Raw genomic sequence first — 24364 nt, forward strand, 5'->3', positions numbered from 1 at the left:
AATTTACTTCTCCCTCGCCGAAATGGTTCTTACCGCCGATCGTCCCCATTCCACGATCTGGTCCGCGATCTCATCGATAGACCTTCCCGTCGAATCGAGATATCTGGCATCCGGAGCTTGCAAGAGCGGCGCAAACTCCCGTTCTTGATCCTTCCGGTCCCGCTCGGCGATATCGAGCTTCAGCTGGTCTAGCGTTATGCCCGGGTTGTCCCCCAGCTCCTTGTATCTCCGCTCCGCCCGTTCGCGGGGGGAAGCCGTGAGAAACACTTTAAGCTCGGCATTCGGAAGCACATGAGTTCCGATATCCCTTCCATCCATGACGACGCCTTTGGCATCGGCCATGCGTCTCTGAAGATCCGCCATCTTCCGGCGAACCGATTCAATCGCCGCTACCGCCGAGACGTTGCGATTGACCTCGAGCGACCGGAGCCGTCCGGTGACGTCTTCGCCGTCCGCCAGGACTCTCTGTCCGTCTTCTCCGGGGAGAAGCTCGATCTCGAGCTCGTTCGCCAATCTTCCGATCTCCGGTGCATTGTCCGAAGACAATCCGCGTTCCAAGGCTATCGCGGTGACAGCCCGGTACATCGCTCCCGTATCGACATAAACATACTGAAGCGCGTTAGCGACTAGACGGGCTACGGTGCTCTTGCCCGCTCCGGCAGGCCCGTCGATCGCAATATTGATTCGGTGACTCGACTGAACATCCATCTGTAAGAAAAGAGCCTCCTAATCAACTACCGTTAAGAAAAAAGCAGGCAGGCGCTGCCTGCCGCGGATGAGAAAATTATACCACAGCCCGCCCTGCGAATGCAAAATCAAGCAGAATCAGCGGACGCCCGCGCTAGAAACATACGGGATCCCTTCCCATTCATCCATATTCGTCAGATGATGCCTGAAGAAAGGGAAGTGCAAGGCGATCTGCGCGACAATAAGGAGAATCGCCAGCGCGGCCGCCGCTTTGATCAGCCATCTTTCCGCTTTATCCATCCAGCTTCCGTTCCATCCGCTAGCCTTTGGGCCGGTTCTCATTATTCATCAATCCCTGCGCATGTCGATTTGTCTCTCGAAGCAGTAGCGAATGACCTTCTGCTGCTCGGAGTCTTGAATCTCGTCGAATTTCATCATGACCACGTAATGGTTGGGTTCAACCTCGTTGACCCGTACGACCTCTCCGACGAATTGGGCGTGGGTCACGGTATTCGCCCGGAACGGAATGAGCAGCCAGCAATTCAGCTTCATTCCTTTGACGATCGGCCACTTGCGCTCGCACCGGAACGATACGCCGCCGCCGCCGACATCCTCCGTCAAGGCGACGAACCGGGTTTTCTCCCCGATCCGCACGGCGATCTCCAGCTCCGTCTCCACCCGGAGAAAGCTGCGCCGCTGCTCCTTCGTAATTTCGTCCGGCTGGGGCATTTGGATTTCCACGAGGTTAACGATGTCTTTTCTTATGCCCTTGACGACGGTATGGAATTGATGTTTGACGCCGTCGGCGGTAAAATAATTCGCTATCAATCTCTCTCCCGCATGGGTTCGGTAATATCGCTTGGTCTGCTCGTCCATCGGAATTTCGATGAAGACCGACTCCGCGTTTAAATCCGCTATTCTGGATCGATAGGTGGGCGCCTGATCCTGGCCGGATTCGCTTGCTAATTGCAAGAACATGGTTTGATTCACTTTCGGAAGCACCCGGAACCCTCCAACTCGCACGGCATAATCAGTGCGAAACCGCACTGTTTTCGACCAATTATACCATGCGAATCCGAAGATAGGCATATCGGCTGAAGAAAAAGCCGCCTCGCGCTTGGCAAGCGGCGGAGGCAGCCGTTCTTATCCTTTATCCGGTCACTGAAGAAGCGCTTTGGCCGACTCCGGAATCTTCTCGATCGTCTCCTCGACGCCCGTATCGGCATTGATGTACATGCGATATCGGGAACCGTCGATCTTGCCGACGAATTCATGGCACAGCACCTGTTTTTTCATTTCGTTCTCTATGAGCGACAGGCTGTGGCCTTGAACCTTGAAATTCGGATTCAGAACCTTCTCGGCTTCCTGCTTGCTGATCTTCGGAGCCGGAAGCTTAACCGTCTTCTCTGCGAACACGTGATCCTTCGCCTGCAGGCCGACCGCTTCCCCGTTGTCCATGGCGATCCGGACGGTGACTTTGTCCGGGTAGATGCGAACGTTATCCTGCTGCCGGACGAAAGTAAACACCGACACATGGTCGTATTGATCGTAAGTCACCGGCGTCATGTCCTTATAACCGTGACGCAGAAGAAATTGCGAAGCTTTGTCTCTCGTCGCGGCCAAGTCCAGCTTGCGCGTAGTCACGGTCCGAGGATTCATATACCAGAGCAGCTCTCCGCCCTTGCGGGTATAATCCATCTCGATCCGATCCCCGTTATGGCCGTTGATCGATACGGAGTAGATCGGCATCTGGGTCGCCGCGCCGTTCTCGGTGACCTTGACCTCCGCCTCGTTGCCGGAGAACGTCCGGGTTCCGAGGAAAGAGAGCGCTTTTTGCTTGACTTCCTCCGCCGATACATCGGGCCCGGTCAGCATCTGAACCGACTTCCGGCTCTTCGTCGACATGGAGGAAGGTCCCCAGTCGTTCTCCGGGTAGGAGCCGATCTTCTTATCGACCGCCTTGAAGCCGTCGATGATCGTATTGCCTCCCGGCTCGTCCTTGCTCGCCATCGCCACCTCGACATCCATCCAGCGGAGGTGATCGCTCATCACGGCGTCTTCCACCTTGCCCAGATCCTTGTTGATGTCCGTCGCTTTGGCGTAGAGAGACTTCATCGTCTTCAACTCGTCGTCCGACAACGGCTGTTTGGTCAAGTCCCGCACCGAAGCGGAATAAGCGAAGTCCGAGATTCGGGACAGAAAGTCGCTGGCCTGGTTGAACGGAAGCAGCGCCAGCGGCAGCTGATTGACCTCGTTCTGGGCTTGGCTAGTCAATCTCCACACCTTGACCAATCCCTTGCGCTGAGCGGCTTGGGAAACGGAATTGACGGCGAGAGTCTGGCCCAGCTCATCCTGCAGGCGGTTCATGTGGTTCGTTAAATCGTGGAACGCACGCTGATACTGATTCTCCGCCTTGATCAGAACCGAGTTTTTCTCCTGATGCTCCTGGTAACCCCAAATCAGGGAACCGACCAACAAAATCGTTGCGATTGGAAACAAAACCGAGCTTAGTCGCGCATACATGAAAAGCCGACCCCTTTCATTCCCATACTGCCGTTCGGCGTTAGTGTGGGATGAGGAGGCCGACTTTATGCAAGCAAATACGACTTCGCCGTAAGCTTGCGCAAGGCTATGCTTTCTCTTCGATCGCGAAATCGTCCATGTTGCTGCATACGCACATCTTAAACCCCGTATCGATGCGGCCGCGATCCCTTCGCCCTCTAAGGACGAACTTCTCTCCGCACCAATTGCAGCGTATCGTCACTTTGACCCTCAACGACGACATCCTTTTCCCTCCAACCGTAATCCGCTTCGCCGCCAAGGCGAGCCTGCTTACTTGGAAGTATAGGCACGTCGGTCAAAATTTAATCTCTTCTTCCCGTTTGACCCAGCGGAAGGGCGATCTCGCATTCGCGTGATTGACGCTCCGGATGCCTCGCAGCCAGAGCAGGAACATAAACGGAACCATCACCCAAAGCCATTCCGATGGGATGGTTTGCATGAGGTAATCGTACAATCCGTGCGCGAAAAGCGGCGTCAGCAAGGCAAGCGCGAGATGAAGCTTCACCGCTCGTCCGGCGGAAAATTTCGCCTTGCCAAGGGAATATCCCATGAAGACGCCGAACAAAGCATGCCCGGATACGGGGAGCAGCGCCCTCGCCAGCAGCATTCCGAAGGTTACCGGCTCCGTAAAGGCGTACAGGACGTTCTCGACGGTCGCGAAGCCCAGCGACACCGCCGTCGCGTACACGATGCCGTCATAAGGCTCGTCGAATTCCGTATGGTTGTATATGATGTGGTACAGCACGAACCACTTGACGAATTCTTCTACCCCCGCCGAAGTGATAAACGAGAAAGCTACCGGCGATTCGTCTCCGATCCACAGCAGCAGCCCTCGTTGTATGATCATGACGGGCAATACGATCAGCACGCCGGCCAGGAACAGCTTGATGACGACGTGCAAGGGCTCGGCGTCGTAGCGGTCCTTCCAATAAAAGTAAGCAAGCAAGGCGATCCCAGGAGCGATGGCCGCCGCGAGCACTGAAAAGAGTAGCACCCTGCGCCCTCCCCCCTTTCTCATAATCCATTATACAACGGCTTGGCGTTCCCGACACCCCCATGGAACCAAGTTCCTGCAATCGATAGTGAACAAAAAACGAACAAATCGCGGCAGCGGCTTGCGCGCGCTGGGCGATCTGTTCGCGTCGTACGATCCTATGTTGCTCAACTAAAGCTCTCCGCGAGCACTTTAACCGCGTTGGATGCGATGATCAGCTTGCCGTACTCCTCAAGAACGGCAGGAGTGACCGAAGTGGCTTCCCCGTATTCCGCCAGCACGGCGATCAGCGCATGATAGCCGCTGCTCTCGAGGCTGGCCGGATCGAAGCATAGAATCCACTGGTTCTGGTACCGGTACATTCGGCCCTCATCCGTCAAGCGATTGTTCAGCATCTTAGCCGCGCCGATGGCGTCTTCAATGTCGCGAAAACGATATATGATGGCTTCGCTCTGTTCGAGCGTTACTTCCATTTCGTACACTTCTTCGTCCAGCTCGTCATCCGAGGACGAATCCGCGTCTTTATCGATCTTGCCTCTAGTGACGATGACAACCATGCCTTGAGCGGGCATGGCGAAGACTTCGACCGCAAGCGGTCCCGAAGCGTCGAACCCCAATTCGCTGTATGCTTGATCCATCATCTCGCTAAACAGCTCGTGAACCTTCGGAATTTCCCGCCACATATCTTCTTTTTGAATTCCGCGCTCTGTCAAATCGTCAAAGGTAAGGAAAATCCTAATCTTGTCTTGGCTAAGCCGCTCCATCCTCATGACAGGATCCTCCCTTCTGCACACGATGGGTGATATCAGCGTATGACGTGGCATATAATGTGTGAGTGTTTTTTGCTTTTAAAGCATTTTATCACTTCTCCATATGAAATGCACTAGGGAAAACCAACGAAATGAAAAAATCGGCACCCGTCTTCCTATTTGGGAAGGAATGGATGCCGATTTTTGTGGTTACCCGGGGGCTCCCCCATAAGTGGGGGAGTTAGATCCGGTGCTCGCCGCTCTGTTCGAGAATTTCGTTGATGCTCTCTTTAACGCCCGAATCTTGAGCGGCCAGATGGGCGACTTGGGACAAGCCCGCGCCGTTATCGGACGAATGCTTCCGATCCGGGGATCGGCTCGAGTAACCGGACGATTCGCGATGGCCGATCTTGTCGCTGCTTCCGAATCTTCCTCCGACGATGCGGCCGATCGTATCTTCCTTCATTCCGTTCCATCTGCTCTTCATCCGCTCTCCGACCATGCCCGCCGCGGCGCTAACCATCCGATTGCGCCTGGCAATCATTACGACGGCCGCTCCCGCCAGCGCGCCCATCAAGAATGTCGTCGTCTTCATCCTTACGCCTCCTGCTCGTGGCAAAGATTCAAAATCCATATTGCCTTCAAGCAGTAGTTTGGCCCTTAACGCTCCGGTCATCCCCCAACAAATTAAGGAAGACGTACCAGTGTGACGGCGATGCGGTTATGCTATGATCAGCATAGATTAGCCCAATACCTATACATAAGGAGCAAGATGCTACATGCGCCGCCTAACCGCCGCTGCCACGATCCCGATTCTGCTTATGTCCTTGACCGCTTGCGGCCAGTCCGATTCTCCCGAACCTGCCGTTCCGCCGGCGAACGCCTCTCCGACGATCGCGGCTTCCGGCTCCCCGAGCCCGTCCCCTTCCGTCTCGCCGGCACCTTCGCAAGAAGCTCCGTCGGAGGCGGCCGAAGCGTCCGAAACCCCGGAGAAGCTCGCTCCCTTATACCGGATGAACAAGAACTACGACATCGTCCCTATCGACAAGGAGAAAACGGACCGCAAGGTCGTCCTTCTCACCTTCGACGACGGTCCCAAAAAATCGGAAACGCTGGATCCTATACTGGATACGCTAGATAAGCATCGGGCGAAAGCCATCTTCTTCGTGAACGGCTATCGGGTCAAAGAGCATCCCGAGTTGCTGGAAGAGATCGCGAATCGCGGCCAGACCATCGGCAATCATTCCTGGGATCACATTCAATTGGGCAAGGAATCGGCCGATACGATCCGGAAGCAGATCGGAGACGTTCAAGATTTGGTGAAGGAGATTACCGGATCCTCTCCCGTCTTTTTCCGTCCGCCCCACGGTTCCGGCAACGAGGATGCCCATCGGATCGCGGCGGAATACGGCCTCCTCTACATGACCTGGTCGAACGGCTCGCTGGATTGGGAGATGACGGGAGACAAAATCAAGGATAAAACGGCGGCGATCCTTACGAACATAACCGACCAGCTGCATTCCGGAAGCAATATCCTGATGCACGAGCTTCCTTGGACGGCAGAAGCTCTGGACAGCATACTGTCGGCTTTGGAGGACAAGGGATACTCCTTCGTCGACCCGGCTTTGATCGACGTTGCGGCGCAGCCCTGATCTCCGCCGGATCAGGAATTGCCCGGGGTTCCGCCATGGTTCTGATTGCCCCACCAGATGAGGCCGGCCACCAGGCAGAAGAATATCGCCACCAGCGCGCGGTAGAACCACCGGCTCCAGGAGCCGCTGCTCGACGGGTGAACCGTCGAACGAGGCGGCATTCCCGTCTCCGGAATGCCGGAGAACTCCGCCGCTTTGGCGATGGCTTCTTCCAGCTCCTCGAGAGTCCGAGGCTCCTCGGCCGCGGCGGATTCTTCTTCCGCGAATGCTCGCTGCTTCGCCGCGACGTAACGCTCCCAAGCGTTCGTACGATCGTTCGGGCTCATCGTTCGGCCTCCTTCCGGAAGCGGATGATCAGTCCCATGATGAGATCGAACGCGAAGTGGGCCGCGATCGGAGCCCATATCGTACCCGTATGCTCTTGAATCCATCCGAGCGAGTAGCTGATGCCGAACACCATTCCCGTGGGGATCCAGTGCTTCAAGTAGCGGACGTGGATGGCGGCGAAGAGAATGCTTGTCCAATAAGCGCCGACAGCGTATTGGATCGCTCCGCGGAACAGAAGCTCCTCGCAGATGCTGACGATCAGGCAGATGACGACGATGTGCCAGATCGGCCGCTTTTTGAACATTTTCTCGTTCACGCCGCCGTCATCCATCGCTTGCTCGGGCACCCATCTGGAGACGGCGATTTCAAACAAGACGATCAGCGCCGCCAAACCGGCGCCCCAATAAAGAAAATCGAGGGAATCGTTAAAGCGAAACAAATTTATGACGCTTCTGCCCTGAAAAATCACCCATAAGAAGCCGATAATGAAAGTAATCAGTTGCGTCAAATACAAATTGATCAGCAAGAGACGATCGTCAAGCTGTCCGATATCGACCTTGCGAACCTTGACGTTGCGGATGTTGAATTTTTTCATGTTCCCTCAGTTCGTTCCGTGATTTGTTGTTTGCACTGCCTGTTCAATCCCAGCCTAAACCTACTAAATGACAGTTAAGAGGAGTTACCGATGGACAAACGCCTAGCTCGCACCGATATTTTATTCGTATTAGGATTTCTTTTTATGCTCGTCGTAGCGGTAGGAGCTTTCTTCTACGGCGTTAAAGTCGGCACCGAACGGGCGGAATCGGCTCAAGCGCAGGAGGAGAAACCGGCAACGGCCGGCGCGGAAACTTCCCCGAACGCTTATTCGCTTCAAGATTTGGTTTCCTTCTATCATACCGTATTTTTGCCTTATCGGGAATTCATGAGCGAATGGCAAAGCGCCGAGCAGAAGTGGCTGTCGGTCGAATCCGCGGACAGATCCTCCTCTATTAAAGAGCTGGTAAAGCTCGCCAACGCTCAATACGAATCGGCGAAGATCGCATACATACCTCCCGTTTCCCCTCTGCTTCAGGAGGCCCAGGACAGTTACCTGAAGAGCCTGAAGCTTTATACGAACAGCCTCTCGTCTTTCGCCGCCAGCGCGAACGAAGGAACGGGCTCCATCCTCCTCGGCCAGATTAGGAAGGACGCCTTCTATAAGGAGGCGGTCAACATGGCTCTCGAGGGACAAACCGAATATTATAACGCCATGGCCAAATGGGCCGCGATCGTGGATATGACGGTTCCGTACGATGCGGAGTACGAGACGCTGGTAGAGCTGTCCAAGTGGAAGACTCTCCCTCTTATCTCCAAGAATCTCCTGTCCGCGAAGTATTTGCAGGAGCAGGCGTTGTCGGAGAGCTTCCTCCCTCAGGATCTGACCGCCCGGATCGACAGCTTCCTCGCCTCCGGGCAAGCCGAGACGATGAAGCTCAAGACGATGGGCTCCGTCGCCGATATCCTTACCCGGACGGACGCCGTCCGCGACGGGGATTTCCTGCAGCTCAAGAGCCGGTTCTACGGGAGCCAGATGCTGCCTCAGCTCCCCTTCTTCTCTCCCGACAAGTAAATGGACATAGACGACAAAAGCAATGTGCTATTTTAGCCATTGCTTTTGTCTGTCTTATTGCTATAAAATGAGTAACGTTATGGAAAGAGAAACAGGCTTCTTTCGGGCACATTTGCTAAATGCAGAATATTTCAAACGTTCACGGCATCACTCTCGGCGTATCGTTCTATCGCTTGGATGCGACGACTACGCCCGGAGTGATTTCTACATTTATTAGCTTAGGGGGCTTACAAATGTTTAAAGTGTTGGTATCGGACCCGATCAGCGATCTGGGCATTTCGCTTCTCGTCGAGGCGTCCGACATCTCCATCGACAAGAAGACCGGACTTACCGAAGACGAGCTCGTTCAAATCATCGGGGAGTACGACGCGCTTCTTGTTCGCAGCCAGACACGAGTGACCGAACGTATTATGACTGCAGGCAAGCAATTGAAAGTAATCGGACGCGCGGGCGTCGGCGTCGACAACATCGACCTGGAAGCCGCCACGAAGCGCGGGATCGTCGTCATCAACGCGCCGGACGGCAACACGATCACGACATGCGAGCATACTTTCGCCATGATGATGGCGCTTGCCCGCCACATCCCTCAAGCCTATCTGAAGACGGTCGGCGGCGAATGGGACCGCAAATCGTTCGTCGGCGTCGAGCTTCGCAACAAGGTTCTGGGCGTGCTCGGCATGGGCCGCATCGGCAGCGAAGTGGCCGCTAGGGCGAAAGCGTTCGGCATGAGCGTGCTCGGCTACGATCCGTTCCTTACCGAAGAGAGAGCCGAGAAGCTGGGCGTGAAGCTCGCTTCCGTAGAAGACGTCATTCGCGAAGCCGACTTTATTACGGTTCATACCCCGCTGACTCCGGAAACCCGCCACATGATCGGCAAAGAGCAATTCTCGCGAATCAAGAAGGGCGTTCGCATCGTCAACTGCGCCCGCGGCGGCATCATCGACGAACAAGCTCTCGTGGAAGCGATCGACGCCGGCATCGTAGCCGGAGCCGCGTTCGACGTCTTCGAGGAAGAACCTCCGACGAAGGAGCACCCGTTCCTTTCGCATCCGAAGATCATCGTAACGCCTCACCTTGGCGCTTCCACCGTCGAAGCCCAAGAGAACGTCGCGATCGACGTCTCGGAGCAATTGCTGCACATTCTGCGCGGCGAACCGTATAAGAACGCGGTCAACATGCCTCCGGTACCGGGCGACGTGCTGGCCAAGCTCGAGCCTTACTTCTCGATCGGCGCTAAGCTCGGAAGCTTCGCCGCCCAAGCTGCGGACGGCCCGGTCAAGGAGATCGTCGTTTCGTACTCCGGCGAGCTCGCGGACGTGGATACGCAGCCGCTTACGCGTTACGTGGTGCAAGGCGTGCTGGCTCACCACCTCGGCTCCGACCAAGTCAACGCCGTTAACGCGATGCATCTGGCGAAGACCCGCGGCGTCAACATCGTCACCAACAAGTCCCAAGCCAGCAAGGGCTTTACGAACCTTCTATCCGTGACGCTGCGCACGGGCAAGGAAGAGCGTACCGTCGCGGGAGCCCTGCTGAACGGCTTCGGGCCACGCATCACCCAGATCGACCAATATCCGGTCGACGTGGCTCCGGAAGGCCACTTGCTCCTTATCTCGCACAACGACAAGCCGGGCATCATCGGACGCGTCGGCACGCTGCTCGGCAGCAACGACGTCAACATCGCGACGATGCAAGTGGGCCGTAAGCTCGTAGGCGGCGCCGCGATCATGGTCCTGGGCGTCGACAAGGCCGTTCCGAAGGACGTCATCTCTCAAGTCGCCGGCTTGGCGGACCTGGTAAGCGCGAAGGAAATTCAATTGTTCTAACATAAAATCGAAAGCGGAGCTAGGGGTACTTCCCAGCTCCGCTTTATTAGTACCAATCGCTATTTACGCGTTAAAAATGCCCCTGCTCGATGCGAAGCACGAGGGGCATGCAAAATCGGTAACGAGAATGGCGGCTTCCGGGAACGTATCCCGAAAGCCGCCTTTTCTCTTGCCCTCCCGCCGTACCTTGGCTAGCAGTTAGTCGTGTCAAGCCGCGAGAGGCGAATCCAGTCCGTCCGTCTCGACAGCCTTGATGCCTTCGAGCCGGCCGACCTCCCCCACCGCCTCCAACAGCTTCTCGAAGCGGATTCTTTTGACTTTGAACTCCAGCTTCATAGCCCCTTCCTCGGACTCGTCCGGATGGATTCGAAGCTGCGAGATGTCCATCTGCCTGCGAATAAACACCTCGGCGATCCGCCCAACGATTTCGGGGTCGTTCGAGAACGTAACTTCCAATTTATGCGTTCTGCGATGCCTCAGAAGCTGCTTCTCCCACTTGTTCAGAACGTACAGGCTGACCAGGACAAGGAACGTGCAGAGGAACGCCGCGGTTAGAAAACCGGCGCCTACGCATAATCCGATCGCGGCAACGGTCCAGATGGAGGCTGCCGTCGTCAGCCCTTTGATGCCGCTCCCGTTCCGGAGAATGGCGCCCGCTCCGAGAAATCCGATCCCGCTGATGACCTGAGCGGCCAGACGCGCCGGGTCGACCTGCACGTTCGGCTCGTTCACGAATTGCGAGAAGCCGTAAATGGACATCAGCATGATCGTGGCAGCACCCAAGCATACCAGAATATGCGTACGGAAGCCGGCAGCATGATTGTTCCACTCTCTCTCGATGCCGATGGCTCCGCCAAGCGCCGCGGCAAGCACCATTCGGACCGCCAGCTCCGCTTGAGAGATCTCCCAGACGCTTCCCGATGCGGCGAACATGGCCGATCGCCCTCCCTTGCCGTTTACCGGCTCAACTGGTTGATGGCCTTGCCGAAGTGCCCGTTCGACAATCGCAAGGCTTCGATGGCTCTAGTAGCGGTTACTCCGAATTTGATCATTAGAATGGCGACCCTTGCGTCTCCGCCAGCCTCGAGGACGTACTTGCTGGCCGTCTGTTCGTCGCAGTCGGCGCCTTTCGCAACGATTCGGACGACACGTTCTCTCAACTTGTCGTTCGTAGCCTGAACGTTGACCATCAAGTTGCCGTACACCTTGCCAAGGCGGATCATCGTCGCGGTCGTGATCATGTTCAAGACCATCTTCGTCGCCGTGCCCGCCTTCAACCTCGTCGATCCGGTAACGATCTCGGCTCCGACCGGCACCTCGATCGGATAGTCCGCCTCCTCGCTGATCGGCGAGTCCGCGTTGCAGCTTAGGCTTGCCGTTAAAGCTCCGATTCGAGCAGCTTCTCTCAGAGCGCCCATTACATATGGCGTTCGTCCGCTGGCGGCGATTCCGACGACGGCGTCACGGGACGTAACGAGCTTCCCGATATCCGCGATTCCCGCCTCGGTATCGTCCTCCGCATTCTCGATGGCCCGAGTGATGGCTCCTTCGCCGCCGGCGATCAAACCGACGACCATCTCCGGATCGACGCCGAAGGTCGGAGGACATTCGGAGGCGTCCAGAATGCCCAGACGTCCGCTCGTTCCGGCTCCGATATAGAACAGCCGCCCTCCTCGCTCAACGACAGCGGATATCGCTTCGATAGCGGCCGCGATGCTGGGCAGAGCCCGATGCACGGAATCCGCGACCGTTCGGTCTTCTTCATTCATCAGCTCGACAATCTCCCGGACGGTCAACCGGTCCAATTGCTTGGAGCGCTCGTTGGCCTGCTCAGTTGTCGGCATCTCGTCAGCTGAACGTATCATGGTTGCATTCCCCTTCTGTCTTGCATTGTAATTGTATCCGGCGAATCATATCCGACGTCAGGCGTAAGCCGGCTTGCCTGACCGCCATGTAATAACTCCCCGTTACGGGAGGAACGTTCAGTACCCGGATGTCCAGCGGAAGCGACTGAATGTCGGAACGATTCGAGAATTCCTTAAGGAACAGCGCATCGCTGAACACGCCGCCGCTCAGCACGAGCGGCATTCGGCGACGTTCGGGGCTGAACCTTGCGTAAGCTGCCGCGACAAGCTCCGCCAACTCCCGGACGGCCTCCTTGACGATCGCTCGTCCTTGACCGTCTCCTTCGCGGGCGGCTTCGAATACGGCCGGTGCCAGCGAAGCGACCTTTGCCCGCATGTACGGCGCTTCGTAAATGGCGGTAACGAGCTGCTCGGGTTTGCTCAGCTCAAGCTTCGCCAATACTTTATCCGTCAGGCTCGTGCCCGCCGCTCTGCCGTCGAACGCTCTCACGACGGCTCTAAGGGCGGCGGCTCCCAGAGCGAAGCCGCTGCCTTCGTCTCCGAATACGTATCCCCAGCCGCCCGCTCTTACATAGGTGCCGGCGGCCGGATCGAAGCCGCAGCAGATCGAACCCGTTCCCGATATCAATACCATTCCTTGCTCCCCGAACGTTCCGGCCGCAAGCGCCGTTATGGCATCGTTATGCACGGATATGACCGACTCAGGGAGCATGGAGGACATATGGGCGACGACGCGGGACTTATCCTCAAGCCTGTCGCTTCCCGCCAGTCCGAGGACGGCGGCGTCGACCTGCTCCGCGGTAGAACCCGAGCTTTCTAAGCCTTCGAGCACCAATCGGGCCAGCTCCCCGGCAACGTCGCTCCACGGCCTTGATTTCAGATTCGTCGATTCGCCTTGTATTTTAGCTAGAATCCGGCCTTCCCCGTCTCCTACCCACAGCAAGGTCTTCGTTCCGCCTCCGTCAACGGCGAGGAGTCTCTTATCCCGTTTATGCGTCATTTCTCGGCCTCCTCTCGGTGCTTTACGGGGTATCTTCGGACGAATCCAAGCACTCCAGAAGCTCTTGCAGTTCGCCGATAACATAAGCCGGACGGAACTTCTCCGTCAACGATGCGAAGACTTCCCGCTGCTTCTCGTTCGCGGCCAGCTCGTGCAGAACCGGCTCAAGCTCGGGACAGCACGCTCGCTCCTTAGGAGACAAAGACATCATCGACGGCGGCAATCCCCGATGAATAAGCACGCCCGGGACCTCTAATCCTCTTGCAAAAATCATATCGTGATCAAGCCGGTCTCCCACGTGCGCCGCGATTTTGCCGTCCCGCAGCAGCCCGTCGGCCATTCGAACGTCGGGCTTCGAGCAGCCGACCCGGTCCGGAGTCACGATCTCGTCCAGCCAATCCGTCAAGCCGAGCTTCTTCATGACCGGATATTGATATTTGTAGAATCCGTTGGTTACCGCCGCTAATGAATAACCGTTCTTTTTTAAGCGTTCAAGCGTCGGCAGCACCGTATCGTCTAGCAGGAATATTTTGGGCGCGACAGAATGACGGTTCACCATCTCGAGAATATCGACCGTGCGGTTAATCCCTAATTCTCTTATCAACCTGCCGCAAATCTCGTCCCAATCGTAAGCTGCGACGATTTGCTCCTCGGACAACAAACGCTCGTGTTCGTCCATCAGTTGCCGCTTGAAGGCATGGCTCGATTTCAATTCGGCCGACACGATCTCCTCCAGCTCGGGGAAGATCCATCCTGAGAACGGATTCTGCATGAGAGTGCCGTCCAGGTCGAACGTAATCCATCGCTTCATGACTTCACCGCCCCGGCGGTCAGTCCTTCGATAAACTGCCTGGACGCGAACAGGAAGGCGATGATCATCGGCAAGGAGGACAGCGTTAACCCGCTGAACAGCAAGTTCCATTGCGTGTCGAATTCGCCGAAGAGGCTAAGCATGCCGAGCGGGATCGTTCCCTTCTCCGTCGTCTTGATGAAGATAAGCGGATAGAAGAAATCGTTCCATACTTTGATGAGATCCGTGATCGCGACAGTGGCCATGGCCGGACGCATAAGCGGCAGGATAATCTTGTAATAGACTTGAAAGTTATTGCAGCCGTCAATTCGGGCGCTCTGATCCAGATCCTTCGGCAGCGTCTTGAAGAACCCGAAGAAGAGAAACACCGCGAACGAGATATGTCCCGCAACGTAAACGATAATAAGGCCGGACAGCTTGTCGAGCAGGTTCAGCTTCAACAGCTGCATATAGAGCGGCGATATCGCCAGCTTCATCGGAAGCATCAGCCCCAGCATGAAGAAGAACAGGACGATGCCGTTCCAGCGGTAGTTAAACCGGGCCAGATAAAACGCCGCCATCGAAGAGATGAACAGGATGATCAAGACGGAGATGACGCTTACCCAGACGCTGTTGCCCAGGAACTTGGCAAAGTTCACTTTATTCCAAACCTCGACGAAATTATCGAACGAGAATCGGTGAGGAAGCCCGAGCGGCGAGGTCGTAATCTCTTTCTTGGTTTTGAAGGAAGACATGATCATTAGGAAAATCGGATACAGAGAAAGGAAAGCGAACAAGCTGACAAACGCGTATTTAAAAAATGACTTCATCAATAATCCACCTCTTTACGCTTGAAGAAGCCCATGGAGATCGCGGTCGCGCCCGAAATCAGGAACAGCAGCACGACGGCCAATGCGGAGCCCAAGCCAATGGATTCTCCTCCGCCGGCCGAGCCGAACATGAGCCGGTAGAAGAACAAAGCCAGAACGTCCGTCGAATAATAAGGACCGCCGGAGGTTCCCTCCATGGCATAAACCAGCTCGAAAGATTCAAAGGCGGAGATGAAAGTCAGAATCGTCATGATCATGATAGAAGGCATCGAGAGAGGAATCGTAATCCGGAATAGCAGCGTAAGTCCGGTAGCTCTATCGATTTTGGCCGCTTCGTAAATCTCGCTCGAGATGGACTGAAGGCCAACCAGGAAAATCAAAACGGCAAAGCCGAATTCGTACCAGCTGTCGATGAAGATAATGGACAGCAGAGCCGTTGCCGGCGAACCGAGCCAGGGCCGAGTCCAGGAATCGAGACCGACGGCATCCAGAGCGGTGTTGAGGGCACCGTAGCTGGGATTCAGAATCAAGCTGAATAGATACCCGACCACGATGACGGACAGAAGCTTGGGGAGAAAAAACACCGTCTTGTAAAATTCCTTGCCCTTCAATTTGCCGTGCAGCACAAGCGCCAGCGCGTAAGCGACCATCAGCTTAGCCGGAATCAGAACGATAAAGAAAACGACGTTATGCTCTAAAGCATTAAAGAAGGTCTCCTGGAACGGCGATTCCGTAAACAAGCGAATAAAGTTTTTGAACCATACGAAATCCCCGCGTAGAAATCCATTCCACTCGAAGAAGCTGTTCAATAAAGCGGATGCGATCGGATAGATCATGAATCCGACGTAGAAAACAAGCGCTGGAAGCAAAAACAAATGAATCATGTGTTTGGAATAGGTTTTTTTCATCGGCTTCGCCTCCTTATGTGCGATTCATTGGATCAGATCCCGACGGATCTGATCGTGCAGCGTTCGGCGAAGCGACCGAATCGGCGTGTGCCTGCCATAATGGACGGCATTGGTCAGCCATACGACGCTTAGCTCCGTCTGCGGTTCGATCCATAGGCTCGTTCCCGTAAATCCCGTATGCCCGAAGCTTCCTTCCAGCCAAGTCGAACCGCAGCCGAGCGGAATTTGGTCTCGATGCCGTATTTCCCAACCCAGCGCTCTTCCTTCGCAAGGCTGTTCGAAGCACTCGGAGACAAGTTCTTGCGATAAGACGGGGGATCGTTCCGGATTCATCCACTGTTCCGCGTAACGCGTCAGATCCGACGCAACGGAGAATAAACCCGCGCTTCCCGACACGCCGCCGAGGGCATACGTTTTCTCGTCATGCACCTCGCCGACGATGTACCTGCCGTTGACGTTCTCCGTCGAAGCCGCCCGATCCTTGAGATCGGGCAAGTCGGCGGCGAAACCGGTCCGGCTCATGCCTATCGGCCCGAATACTCTCTTCGCCGCCGCCCGATTAAGCGGTTCTTCCGCGACACGTTCGATCAACAGCCCCAGCAGGATCATTCCCAGATCGCTGTATGCGGCCCGAAAGCCGGGTGGGCTCTCCAGAGGAGACTGATAGATCGAGTCGAGAACGACCTCGGCTCTCCGAATTCGCGGAGGTTGAGACATGTCCGCCGGAAGTCCCGACGTGTGCTGCAGCAGGTGCCGGATCGTGACTTCTCCGTGGATGAACTCAGGCAGATGCTCCCGTACCGGATCGTCCAAGGTCAGGCGTCCTTCCTTCGCAAGAGACAAAACCGCAGGCAGAGTGGCGACTACCTTAGTCAGCGACGCGAGATCGAACCGGGTTTGCAGTCGAACCTGGCGCGAACTCGAATTGTCGTGATAAGAACCATAAGCTTTAGAGAACCGGAAGCGGTCTCCGATTCGAATATCGAGCACCGCTCCCGGGATGTACCTTTCCCGGACCCAGGCTTCGACAAGTGCATCGAATGCATGCATTCCTGTCAGCTCCCTTGACCGATTTCTGTACGATGCGAAAGGATTAGGATTTCGGTTTGAACCACTTGTCGACCGATTTCTGGAATTCGGAAGCGACTTCTTCCGGAGTCAGCTTGTCGAAGTACATTCCTTGAAGGGAGTCCTCGAACGTCGTCTTCGATGTCGGCACTCCCATATTGAAGTTGGTGAGAATCAGGTAAGGAGTCGACTGATCGACGTTGCTTTTCGCCATGCGTTGCAGCAGCGGATCCGCAGGCTCGACACCCGCAATCGGGCTGACGCGAGTCAGCTTCTCGCTGAACGCTTGACCGAACGACTTGGAAGCAACGAACTTCAGGAAGGTCAGCGCTTGCTCCTGATGCTTGGAGCTCTTGGCGACCGCATAAGAGCCGTCGACCCACGTCACGATATTCGGCGTCTCTCCTTTGTTCTTGGCGAACCCGGTGAAGAAGTCCACGGTAAAGTCCAGATCGTTCGCCTGGAACGTCTCGAGGCGGTGGCTGCCGTTGATGTACATGGCCGCATCGTGGTTATAGAACAGCGTTTGAGCGTCTTTGTCTTCCATGGCGATGAAGTCCTTAGGGAAATACGCGGTCAGGTCCTTCATGCGTTGGATCGATTCGACGAACCTCGCGTCGTTGAAGTTCGTCTTTCCCGTCAGCACTTCGCTCGCGAAGTCGTTGCCGCCGTACGCGTCCACTCCGATGACCGCATGCGTCATGGACAGAAGGTAGCCCGCCTTGCCCGACTGAGCGATCGGGGTAATCCCTTTGCTCTTCAGCGCTTCGCATACGGCGAGGAACTCTTCGTACGTCTCAGGCACGCTCAGGCCGTTCTCCTCGAACATCTCCTTGTTATAGAAGATGACCGCGTTGTTCAGCATGAACGGAACGCCGTACACGTTCCCGTCGCTGCCTCTGGCGGCGTCCAGGTAAGTATCCGGAATTTGATCCAAGCCCTCCAGGCCGTCGATCGCCGTCAGGAAGTTCGAATCCGCCAGCGCCGCCGCGACGTCGTAAGGACGGAGCTGCAGGATGTCGACTCCCGTTCCCGAATTCAAAGCATTGTTCAGGATCGTATTGTATTCCGTCGATTTGAACGGCTTGAATTCAACCTCGATATTCGGATGCTCCTTGTTGAATTCCTCGATGAGAGCCGCGTAACCGTCCGCATCCTCGGGACGCCAGCTGTACATCGTCAGCTTCGCGGGCTCGTCGCCGGCGCCGACGGATACCTCCGCGCTGCCGGATGCGCTGCTCGAAGGCGATGGAGAAGACGTATTCGACTCGTTATTGCCCCCGCACGCCGCCGCGACGCTTGCCAATGCCAGAAGGCTTGCTCCAACCAACCACTTTTTGTTCACCATAAGACCCTCCCGTAATCTGTTGTCCTATTCGATAGATGGGCAGTTGCCGATAATAAGCTAGCTTTTGTTCCGTACCGCCTTGCGCGTCTTCTCCAGAAAACGGACGTGACGTTCGTGGTTCTTCCTGGCAATGCCGACATATAAAATGTCGATTACGTTAAGTTGAGCGATTCTCGATGCCATGGCCCCGCTGCGAATGCTGTTCTCCAAGGAACTCGTAAACAGATTGATGTCCGCCGCCGCCGCAACGGGATTGCTTCCGAGCCGGGTAAGCGATATCGTCGCTGCGCCGTTCTCTCTCGCAAGGGCGAGCGAGTCGATGACATCGGTCGTTTGCCCGGAGTACGAGATACCGAACGCGACGTCCCTCTCGTCCATATTGGCCGCGAGAGTCGTCTGCTCGTCCAATCCGAGTCCCGTCTCGCACCAATAATTAATGCGAGTTAACTTCTGCTTGAGGTCCATTGCGATGACGGCCGAAGCGCCTACCCCGAAGATCGCGATCTTCTTCGCTCGGCTCATGACGTCGATCGCCTTCTCGAGCTCCTCGTTCGACAAGACCGACAAGGTATCCTGAATCGACCTCATGTTGTTGTGGGAGATCGAGGCGACAAGGTCGGCAATCGGACCTTCGATCTGGATTTCCTGATAAGAATCCTCCATCTCCGAATGATCCGACAAGTCCGCCGCGATCCTCAGCTTCAATTCCTGGAAGCCTTTGTAATTGAGGGATCGGCAAAGCCGAATAATGGTAGCTTCGCTCACATCGGCCAAAGCCGCAACCTTTTGTACCGAAGAGTTAACCACTTCCTCCGGATGCTCGACGATGTATTGAGCCGCTTTCTGTTCCGTCGGCTTCAAGCTGGATATGGCCGTCTTAAGGCTAATGAGACCGCCTTTCAGCAAAAGAACTCCCCCCCTTTCTTTTCGTTTTGATGTCTAGTTGTAAGTCCTGTTGCATGACAGCTTAGTTTACTTTTTTCATTATACAATTTTATTTCACGATGTAAATACATTTTTGAAATATTATTTCACAGCATCCCTAGCCTCTTTATTCCGAATAAACGCGCTGAATAAGAAAGAGCAAAAGTATGGCGGGTTCCGCCGTTAAAAGAACAGGGGCCGTCCCCTAAGTCAACTCGATGACTTAGGGGACGGCCCTCTCTTCGGCTAACGCCATACTCCAAACGAACCGATTATTCGACGGGACGCCAGTCGTAGTACTTCGTCGTTTCATCTTTTTGCTCCGGCATGCCCGGAAGAATTAAACCTCCGTCTACCTTCAACGTCGTACCCGTTATATAAGAGGCGGCGGACGAGGCTAGCCACAGCACCGCTTCGCCGATATCTTCCGGCTGTCCGACTCGGCGCAGCGGAATTTTTCTCCCCAGCTTCTCATAGAAGTCCTCGCTACCTTTCTCCACTTCCGTCGCTCCCGGCGCCACTTGATTCACCCTTATACCGTGCATGGCCAGCTCAATCGCGATCGATTCGCCGGCCCTCTCCAGCGCGGCCTTCATGCCGCCGTACAGCGAATCGTGCGGATAGGCCCGCTGCGCCCGCGTCGAAGTAATATTAATCAGGCTCCCTTTGATCCCGAGTTCGATCATGTGACGGCCGACGGCCTTCATCAAAAGGATCGGTGCAACGAAGTCCACGTTAATGAAGTTGAGCATGTCTTCCGATTTCATGTCGATCAGCTTCGACGCGTAACCGGCGCCGGCGTTATTCACAAGCAGGTCCACTCTTCCGAGCTCCGCAATCGCGTCGGCCGCATAGCTCTCCGCGGCGGCGGGGTCGGCCAAGTCTGCCTTGACCGCGTGCAGCTTTCTTCCGTATTTGCCGATCACCGTTTTCTCCAAGTCGCGAATCCCTTCGTCGTTGGAACGATATACGGTGGAGATATCGTAGCCTTCTCTGGCAAGGACGTTGGCAATGCCTTTGCCGATTCCGCTGCTGGCTCCGGTTACGATCGCTGCCTTCCTGAACGGCGCAAGTGACTCGTGATTCGTTCTCATGTCCCCGTTATGTCCCTCCATCGCAACCGACGTTGAAGTCCGCTTGATTTCTCCATGATTTTCTACAGTCTGCCGGCAAATCATACATGCTTCCATTCTTCGCTTATCCCTAGCCGCTTGTCCTTTCGCTTATCCTCCGTAGATTCTTTACCTCGTTTTAAGCCTATTGACGCGTATTAAATCACTCTCTTGTACCTAAGCGAGAGATATCCATGCTCCTCCTCTTCCTCGCCTTGCAATTCAAACCCTCGCGCTTCGTAGAAAGGGATTCCTTTATGGTTGCCTTTCTGCACGGAAATCCATTGCGCGGCCGCTCCGAATTCCTTCTGCTGAGCCGTTATCGCTTCGATCAGAAGACTTCCGATCCCTTCGTTGCGTCTATCGGGGCTCACGTACAGGGCAAAAATCTCGGATTCGGCATCCCCGATCATTCCGCCGCCGCCCGCTCCGATCACTCGGTCCTTTTCCACGGCGACCCAATATCCTCCCCAAGCTCTCGTCGGACTTCCGACTTCCTCTGCGATTCTCTCGGGGGTATAATACTTGGCGATAATTTCTTCTAAATATTCCTTCGCGTAGATCTCGCCGTAGGTTGCCCGATTCGCTTGCGCGCACACTTCGGCGATCCCTTGCACATGCGTTGAATCGGCTCTCTTTATCTCGATCATAGTCTCTATTGCACCTCTGCGCGCTTCTGGACTAACGGAAGAATGAGCATATGCAGCATAGCAGCAATGACGAGCACGATTGGCATCGCCGGGGAATCGGGATCCTCCGCGAACAAGATGAGGAACAGGATCGACAGGACGCGGCCGACGTTCAGGAACAGCTCCTTGATGACGACGGATTCGATCCGAAATTCCCCTTTGAGCGGCAGAAAGTCCATTAAGCGGTAATTGTAAGACGTCAACGTATTGACCGTCAGCGGGTTGAAGAACGAGAAGATCGACATGAACAGAAGCACGCTCCACCAGCTGATGTCGATCAGCAGCAAGCAAGCGGCCAGCGTCACGAGCGAGCTGCTCAGAGCCAGGCTTCCCCGAACGGAATCCCTATTGTTCCGGCGCGATATATAGAGTCCCATCGAGATCGTAAGCATCGAGAAGAAGACCGTGAGCAGACCGACCCACTGCTCGCTGCCGACCGTTTGATACAGCAGGATGTTCGGCAGGAACAGCATGATTCCTTGGAAAGCCCCAAGCAGCAGGAAGCCGAACAAGCCTCTCAGCCAGACGGGCTCTTTCTTCAACACGGATAAGGTGTATTTCAAATAATAGGTTCGGTGATGCGAGGTTTTCTTCGGGATTCTCATGCTGAATAGAGCCGCGATCATAAACATCAAGCAAGCGACGGAGAACATGACGATATAGCCCTGCAGCCCCGCGAATCGGCCGATCAGGAAGCCTGCCAGCGCCGGCCCGATCAAGCCCGCCGTATTGAACACGACCATGTTGATCCCGAGATAGCGGCCCCGGCTTCTCGAATCTACCACATCGTACATGAGCACGAGATACCCGTTCCAATAGAGTCCTAGAGCGAAGCCGTTAAAGAACGCGTAAAGCATGTAAAAATCGACGACGCTGTCCCTTGCGATGACGACGACAAGGTAGAAGCAAGCGATCATGACGATGCCGACCCGGTACGTGACCATGCGATCCTTGCGCTTCGCGATGTACCCGCCGACGGCGAACGCGAGCGGCGTCACGCCGTAGACGATCAGGTTGAACATGCCGTTAATCCACAAATCCTCGGTCAACCGCCATAAGTATAAGTTCAGGAACAGCCCGGACATCGAGGCGCCGAATTGAAAACAACCATGGATGAATAAAGACACGATGGCTTCGCCGTTCAGACCGAGCATCTGCTTCAGCCGGTCTTGAGCGTTCTGTAATCGTTTCCAATGGAACATGCCGAATCCCCGCCTCATTCTCGAAGAGGGCGATGAGAGCCTCACCGCCGCATTCGATATCTTATGATGTTAGGCCTTGCCGTGTACCGGAAGATGAATGGTGAAGGTCGTTCCTTTGCCTACCTCGCTCGCCGCTTCGATGCGTCCGCCGTGGGCTTCGACTATGTTTCTGACGATGGCAAGCCCCAGCCCCGTTCCCCCGCTTCCCCCGTTGGAATCCCGCTTGCGGGCCTTATCGGCTTTGTAGAACCTCTCGAAGATATACGGGAGATCTTCCGCCGGTATTCCCTGGCCTTCGTCGGAGACGGTAATCCGCACTTCGTTCCCTCGCTTGTCGCGGACGAGCTCCGCGTTTAATCGGATCGAGGCTTGCGGAGGCGTATGCCGGATCGCGTTGTCCATCAGATTCGTCAGCACTTGCTCCAGCCGATCGCCGTCGGCTTCTTGAAGGATAAGCTTATCCTTGCTTTCTTCGTAAATCAGGTTTAAGCCCTTCTCCTTGGTCAGCACCGCGAATTTGCGATAGACGCGGTTCATGAGCAGCTGAACGTCGAGTACTTGGGCGTTGAGCTCCAGATGTCCCGCTTCCATGCGCGCCAGGTCGAGCAGGTCCTTGACCAGCCTTCCCATGCGCAGCGACTCGTCGTGAATGACCTGCACCAGCTCTCTCCTCTCTTCCGGAGAGGTGGCGATCTCGTCCAGCAGCGCCTCGCTGTAGCCTTGAACCATTGAGAGTGGAGTTCGGATCTCATGCGAGATATTCGCCACGAAGTCCGTGCGAAGCTTCTCGACCTTGAATTCCTCGGTTACGTTGCGGAAAACGGCGACGGCGCCTCGAACCCCCTCCGTGGACACGAGAGGGGTCATGACGACGGAGAACACCTCGTTCTTCACGTACGCCCTGCTCGTCATGTCCTGTCCGCGGCGAATGACTTCGTGGAACGTCTCCTGAATCGGGACGGGCACCTCGCCTTCCCCGTACGCTTCCTCCTCGCTCCAATCGGTCGTGATCCAATCGTTCAGCAGGTTCTTGCCTTGCGGGTTGGTGAGGATCACTTTGCCTTCTGCGTTGAACGAGATGACCGCGTCCGTCATGCTTCTCAGCACGCTGCTCAAATGGTCCCGTTCATGCTGCAGGATATGGATGAGCGAGTCGATCTCCGAGGACATGGAATTGAACGTGTTCGCCAGCTCCCCGATCTCGTCGGAGGAGCGAATCGCAACCCTCGTCGTGAAGTCGCCTTGGGCGATCAACACGGCCGCTTCCTTCATCTCTCTGAGCGGCTGGGTTATCTTCTTAAGCAGGAAGAACGCGAAAAAGGTTGTCAGTAAGAAACCGACAGCCCCTGCGTAAATGAATAAATGTTTGACTTTGCTGGAATCGACGAACGTCAGGTCGATGTAATTGAGCAAGAACAATCCGATCACGATGATGACTACGGCGACGAGCGCAATGATCGTCAGCCACATCTTGCCGACGACGGTTCTCCAGATTGCCATCGATTACTTCGCCACCTCTAGCTTGTATCCGACGCCCCAGACGGTCGTAATCATCGAAGCCGCCTCGACCGATACGCGATTCAGCTTCTCGCGAAGACGCTTCACGTGCGTATCGACCGTACGAAGATCGCCGAAGAAGTCGTAGTTCCATACATCCTTAAGCAGTTCTTCGCGAGAATAGACCTTATCCGGCGAGCTCGCCAGGAAGTGAAGCAGCTCGTATTCCTTCGGGGTCAGGTTGACCTCTTGCCCGTCCGCCGTCACCCGGTGAGCGTCATGCTCGATGACCAGATGCGGGAAAACGATGTTGTTGCTCGTTGCGAGCTCCTTCGAGAGGAACGCGGTCGCCGACGATCTTCTTAGGATCGCTTTGATCCGGAAGATGACCTCGCGAGGGCTGAACGGCTTCACGACGTAGTCGTCCGCTCCGACCTCGAAGCCTTGCACGCGGTTGACTTCCTCGCCCTTCGCCGTCAGCATGATGACCGGCGTCGCCTTGCTCTGTCTGAGGCGAGTGCACACCTCCATGCCGTCGATTCCGGGCAGCATGAGATCGAGGACGATCAAATCGTAGTCCGTCTGCAGCGCCTTGCGCAGAGCGGTTTCCCCGTCTTCCGCTTCCTCGATGACGTACCCTTCCTTCTCTAGATACATCCGGAGGAGACGGCGAATTCTCTCTTCGTCGTCTACCACCAGAATGCGATTGCCTGCCTCGTTCAAAC

27 protein-coding genes are annotated in these 24364 nt (G+C 55.6%); 3 read left to right on the plus strand and 24 right to left on the minus strand.

Features of this window, described 5'->3' with window-relative positions; translation table 11 throughout:
- Nucleotides 1-3: 3 nt before the first annotated feature.
- The 8 genes from cmk to H7B67_RS14980 all read right to left on the minus strand — a co-directional run bounded on the left by cmk (nucleotide 4) and on the right by H7B67_RS14980 (nucleotide 5587).
- On the minus strand, nucleotides 4-708 hold the full coding sequence (gene cmk, locus H7B67_RS14945) for a (d)CMP kinase (RefSeq protein WP_185120645.1): 705 nt from the start codon (nucleotides 706-708) through the stop codon (nucleotides 4-6).
- Between the two features lie 117 nt (nucleotides 709-825).
- Entirely contained in the window at nucleotides 826-1029 is a 204-nt protein-coding gene (locus H7B67_RS14950; RefSeq protein ID WP_185120646.1) for a hypothetical protein, read from the minus strand.
- A gap of 6 nt (nucleotides 1030-1035) precedes the next feature.
- The gene (locus tag H7B67_RS14955) at nucleotides 1036-1689 is read right to left on the minus strand and encodes a flagellar brake domain-containing protein (protein WP_185120647.1); all 654 of its coding nucleotides are present in this window, start codon (nucleotides 1687-1689) and stop codon (nucleotides 1036-1038) included.
- A gap of 156 nt (nucleotides 1690-1845) precedes the next feature.
- Nucleotides 1846-3210, minus strand: coding sequence for a germination protein YpeB (gene ypeB / locus H7B67_RS14960; protein WP_185120648.1), 1365 nt, complete (start codon nucleotides 3208-3210; stop codon nucleotides 1846-1848).
- Between the two features lie 106 nt (nucleotides 3211-3316).
- A complete protein-coding gene (locus H7B67_RS14965) occupies nucleotides 3317-3472 on the minus strand; it encodes a hypothetical protein (protein WP_185120649.1) in 156 nt (51 codons plus the stop codon).
- 72 nt (nucleotides 3473-3544) lie between these two features.
- The gene (prsW, locus tag H7B67_RS14970) at nucleotides 3545-4243 is read right to left on the minus strand and encodes a glutamic-type intramembrane protease PrsW (protein WP_185120650.1); all 699 of its coding nucleotides are present in this window, start codon (nucleotides 4241-4243) and stop codon (nucleotides 3545-3547) included.
- A gap of 167 nt (nucleotides 4244-4410) precedes the next feature.
- Complete coding sequence (locus tag H7B67_RS14975; RefSeq protein WP_185120651.1) at nucleotides 4411-5013, minus strand: genetic competence negative regulator; 603 nt, start codon at nucleotides 5011-5013, stop codon at nucleotides 4411-4413.
- A gap of 220 nt (nucleotides 5014-5233) precedes the next feature.
- Nucleotides 5234-5587 (minus strand): hypothetical protein, encoded by a 354-nt coding sequence (locus H7B67_RS14980; protein ID WP_185120652.1) that lies wholly within the window; start codon nucleotides 5585-5587, stop codon nucleotides 5234-5236.
- 184 nt (nucleotides 5588-5771) lie between these two features.
- Between H7B67_RS14980 and H7B67_RS14985 the strand changes: the two genes are divergently transcribed.
- A complete protein-coding gene (locus H7B67_RS14985) occupies nucleotides 5772-6644 on the plus strand; it encodes a polysaccharide deacetylase family protein (RefSeq protein ID WP_185120653.1) in 873 nt (290 codons plus the stop codon).
- An 11-nt stretch (nucleotides 6645-6655) separates the two neighbouring features.
- Here the strand turns inward: H7B67_RS14985 and H7B67_RS14990 are convergent, their stop codons facing one another.
- Both H7B67_RS14990 and H7B67_RS14995 read right to left on the minus strand, forming a co-directional pair.
- On the minus strand, nucleotides 6656-6970 hold the full coding sequence (locus H7B67_RS14990) for a hypothetical protein (RefSeq protein ID WP_185120654.1): 315 nt from the start codon (nucleotides 6968-6970) through the stop codon (nucleotides 6656-6658).
- Nucleotides 6967-7566 carry a CPBP family intramembrane glutamic endopeptidase gene (locus tag H7B67_RS14995; protein ID WP_185120655.1) on the minus strand — a complete coding sequence of 200 codons (600 nt, stop codon included), beginning with the start codon at nucleotides 7564-7566 and terminating at the stop codon, nucleotides 6967-6969. Before H7B67_RS14995 ends, H7B67_RS14990 begins: the two co-directional genes overlap by 4 nt.
- A 90-nt stretch (nucleotides 7567-7656) precedes the next feature.
- On the opposite strand from H7B67_RS14995, the gene H7B67_RS15000 reads away from it, so the two are divergent.
- A complete protein-coding gene (locus tag H7B67_RS15000) occupies nucleotides 7657-8580 on the plus strand; it encodes a hypothetical protein (protein ID WP_185120656.1) in 924 nt (307 codons plus the stop codon).
- Between the two features lie 233 nt (nucleotides 8581-8813).
- Entirely contained in the window at nucleotides 8814-10406 is a 1593-nt protein-coding gene (serA, locus tag H7B67_RS15005; RefSeq protein WP_185120657.1) for a phosphoglycerate dehydrogenase, read from the plus strand.
- A gap of 207 nt (nucleotides 10407-10613) precedes the next feature.
- Here the strand turns inward: serA and H7B67_RS15010 are convergent, their stop codons facing one another.
- The 14 genes from H7B67_RS15010 to H7B67_RS15075 form a co-directional block, all read right to left on the minus strand.
- A complete protein-coding gene (locus tag H7B67_RS15010) occupies nucleotides 10614-11339 on the minus strand; it encodes an MgtC/SapB family protein (protein WP_185120658.1) in 726 nt (241 codons plus the stop codon).
- Nucleotides 11340-11362: 23 nt separating this feature from the next.
- Entirely contained in the window at nucleotides 11363-12271 is a 909-nt protein-coding gene (murQ, locus tag H7B67_RS15015; RefSeq protein WP_185120659.1) for an N-acetylmuramic acid 6-phosphate etherase, read from the minus strand.
- Nucleotides 12255-13271, minus strand: coding sequence for an N-acetylglucosamine kinase (locus tag H7B67_RS15020; RefSeq protein ID WP_185120660.1), 1017 nt, complete (start codon nucleotides 13269-13271; stop codon nucleotides 12255-12257). The genes murQ and H7B67_RS15020 overlap by 17 nt, the downstream gene beginning before the upstream one ends.
- A 22-nt stretch (nucleotides 13272-13293) precedes the next feature.
- Entirely contained in the window at nucleotides 13294-14082 is a 789-nt protein-coding gene (locus H7B67_RS15025) for an HAD family hydrolase (RefSeq protein WP_185120661.1), read from the minus strand.
- A complete protein-coding gene (locus H7B67_RS15030; protein WP_185120662.1) occupies nucleotides 14079-14891 on the minus strand; it encodes a carbohydrate ABC transporter permease in 813 nt (270 codons plus the stop codon). The genes H7B67_RS15025 and H7B67_RS15030 overlap by 4 nt, the downstream gene beginning before the upstream one ends.
- Complete coding sequence (locus tag H7B67_RS15035) at nucleotides 14891-15799, minus strand: carbohydrate ABC transporter permease (protein WP_185120663.1); 909 nt, start codon at nucleotides 15797-15799, stop codon at nucleotides 14891-14893. The genes H7B67_RS15030 and H7B67_RS15035 overlap by 1 nt, the downstream gene beginning before the upstream one ends.
- A 24-nt stretch (nucleotides 15800-15823) precedes the next feature.
- On the minus strand, nucleotides 15824-16849 hold the full coding sequence (locus tag H7B67_RS15040) for a serine hydrolase domain-containing protein (RefSeq protein ID WP_185120664.1): 1026 nt from the start codon (nucleotides 16847-16849) through the stop codon (nucleotides 15824-15826).
- Nucleotides 16850-16892: 43 nt separating this feature from the next.
- Nucleotides 16893-18212 carry an extracellular solute-binding protein gene (locus tag H7B67_RS15045; protein ID WP_185120665.1) on the minus strand — a complete coding sequence of 440 codons (1320 nt, stop codon included), beginning with the start codon at nucleotides 18210-18212 and terminating at the stop codon, nucleotides 16893-16895.
- 60 nt (nucleotides 18213-18272) lie between these two features.
- Nucleotides 18273-19121, minus strand: a complete 849-nt coding sequence (locus H7B67_RS15050; protein ID WP_185120666.1) for a MurR/RpiR family transcriptional regulator — start codon at nucleotides 19119-19121, stop codon at nucleotides 18273-18275.
- A 290-nt stretch (nucleotides 19122-19411) separates the two neighbouring features.
- Nucleotides 19412-20233 carry an SDR family NAD(P)-dependent oxidoreductase gene (locus H7B67_RS15055; protein ID WP_245363630.1) on the minus strand — a complete coding sequence of 274 codons (822 nt, stop codon included), beginning with the start codon at nucleotides 20231-20233 and terminating at the stop codon, nucleotides 19412-19414.
- A gap of 176 nt (nucleotides 20234-20409) precedes the next feature.
- Nucleotides 20410-20901 (minus strand): GNAT family N-acetyltransferase, encoded by a 492-nt coding sequence (locus tag H7B67_RS15060; RefSeq protein WP_185120667.1) that lies wholly within the window; start codon nucleotides 20899-20901, stop codon nucleotides 20410-20412.
- A 5-nt stretch (nucleotides 20902-20906) separates the two neighbouring features.
- A complete protein-coding gene (locus tag H7B67_RS15065) occupies nucleotides 20907-22142 on the minus strand; it encodes an MFS transporter (protein ID WP_245363632.1) in 1236 nt (411 codons plus the stop codon).
- Between the two features lie 69 nt (nucleotides 22143-22211).
- Complete coding sequence (locus H7B67_RS15070) at nucleotides 22212-23642, minus strand: HAMP domain-containing sensor histidine kinase (protein ID WP_185120668.1); 1431 nt, start codon at nucleotides 23640-23642, stop codon at nucleotides 22212-22214.
- Between the two features lie 3 nt (nucleotides 23643-23645).
- Entirely contained in the window at nucleotides 23646-24362 is a 717-nt protein-coding gene (locus tag H7B67_RS15075) for a response regulator transcription factor (protein ID WP_185120669.1), read from the minus strand.
- Nucleotides 24363-24364 lie beyond the last annotated feature (2 nt).

Source organism: Cohnella thailandensis (assembly GCF_014212135.1).
Classification (GTDB): domain Bacteria; phylum Bacillota; class Bacilli; order Paenibacillales; family Paenibacillaceae; genus Cohnella; species Cohnella thailandensis.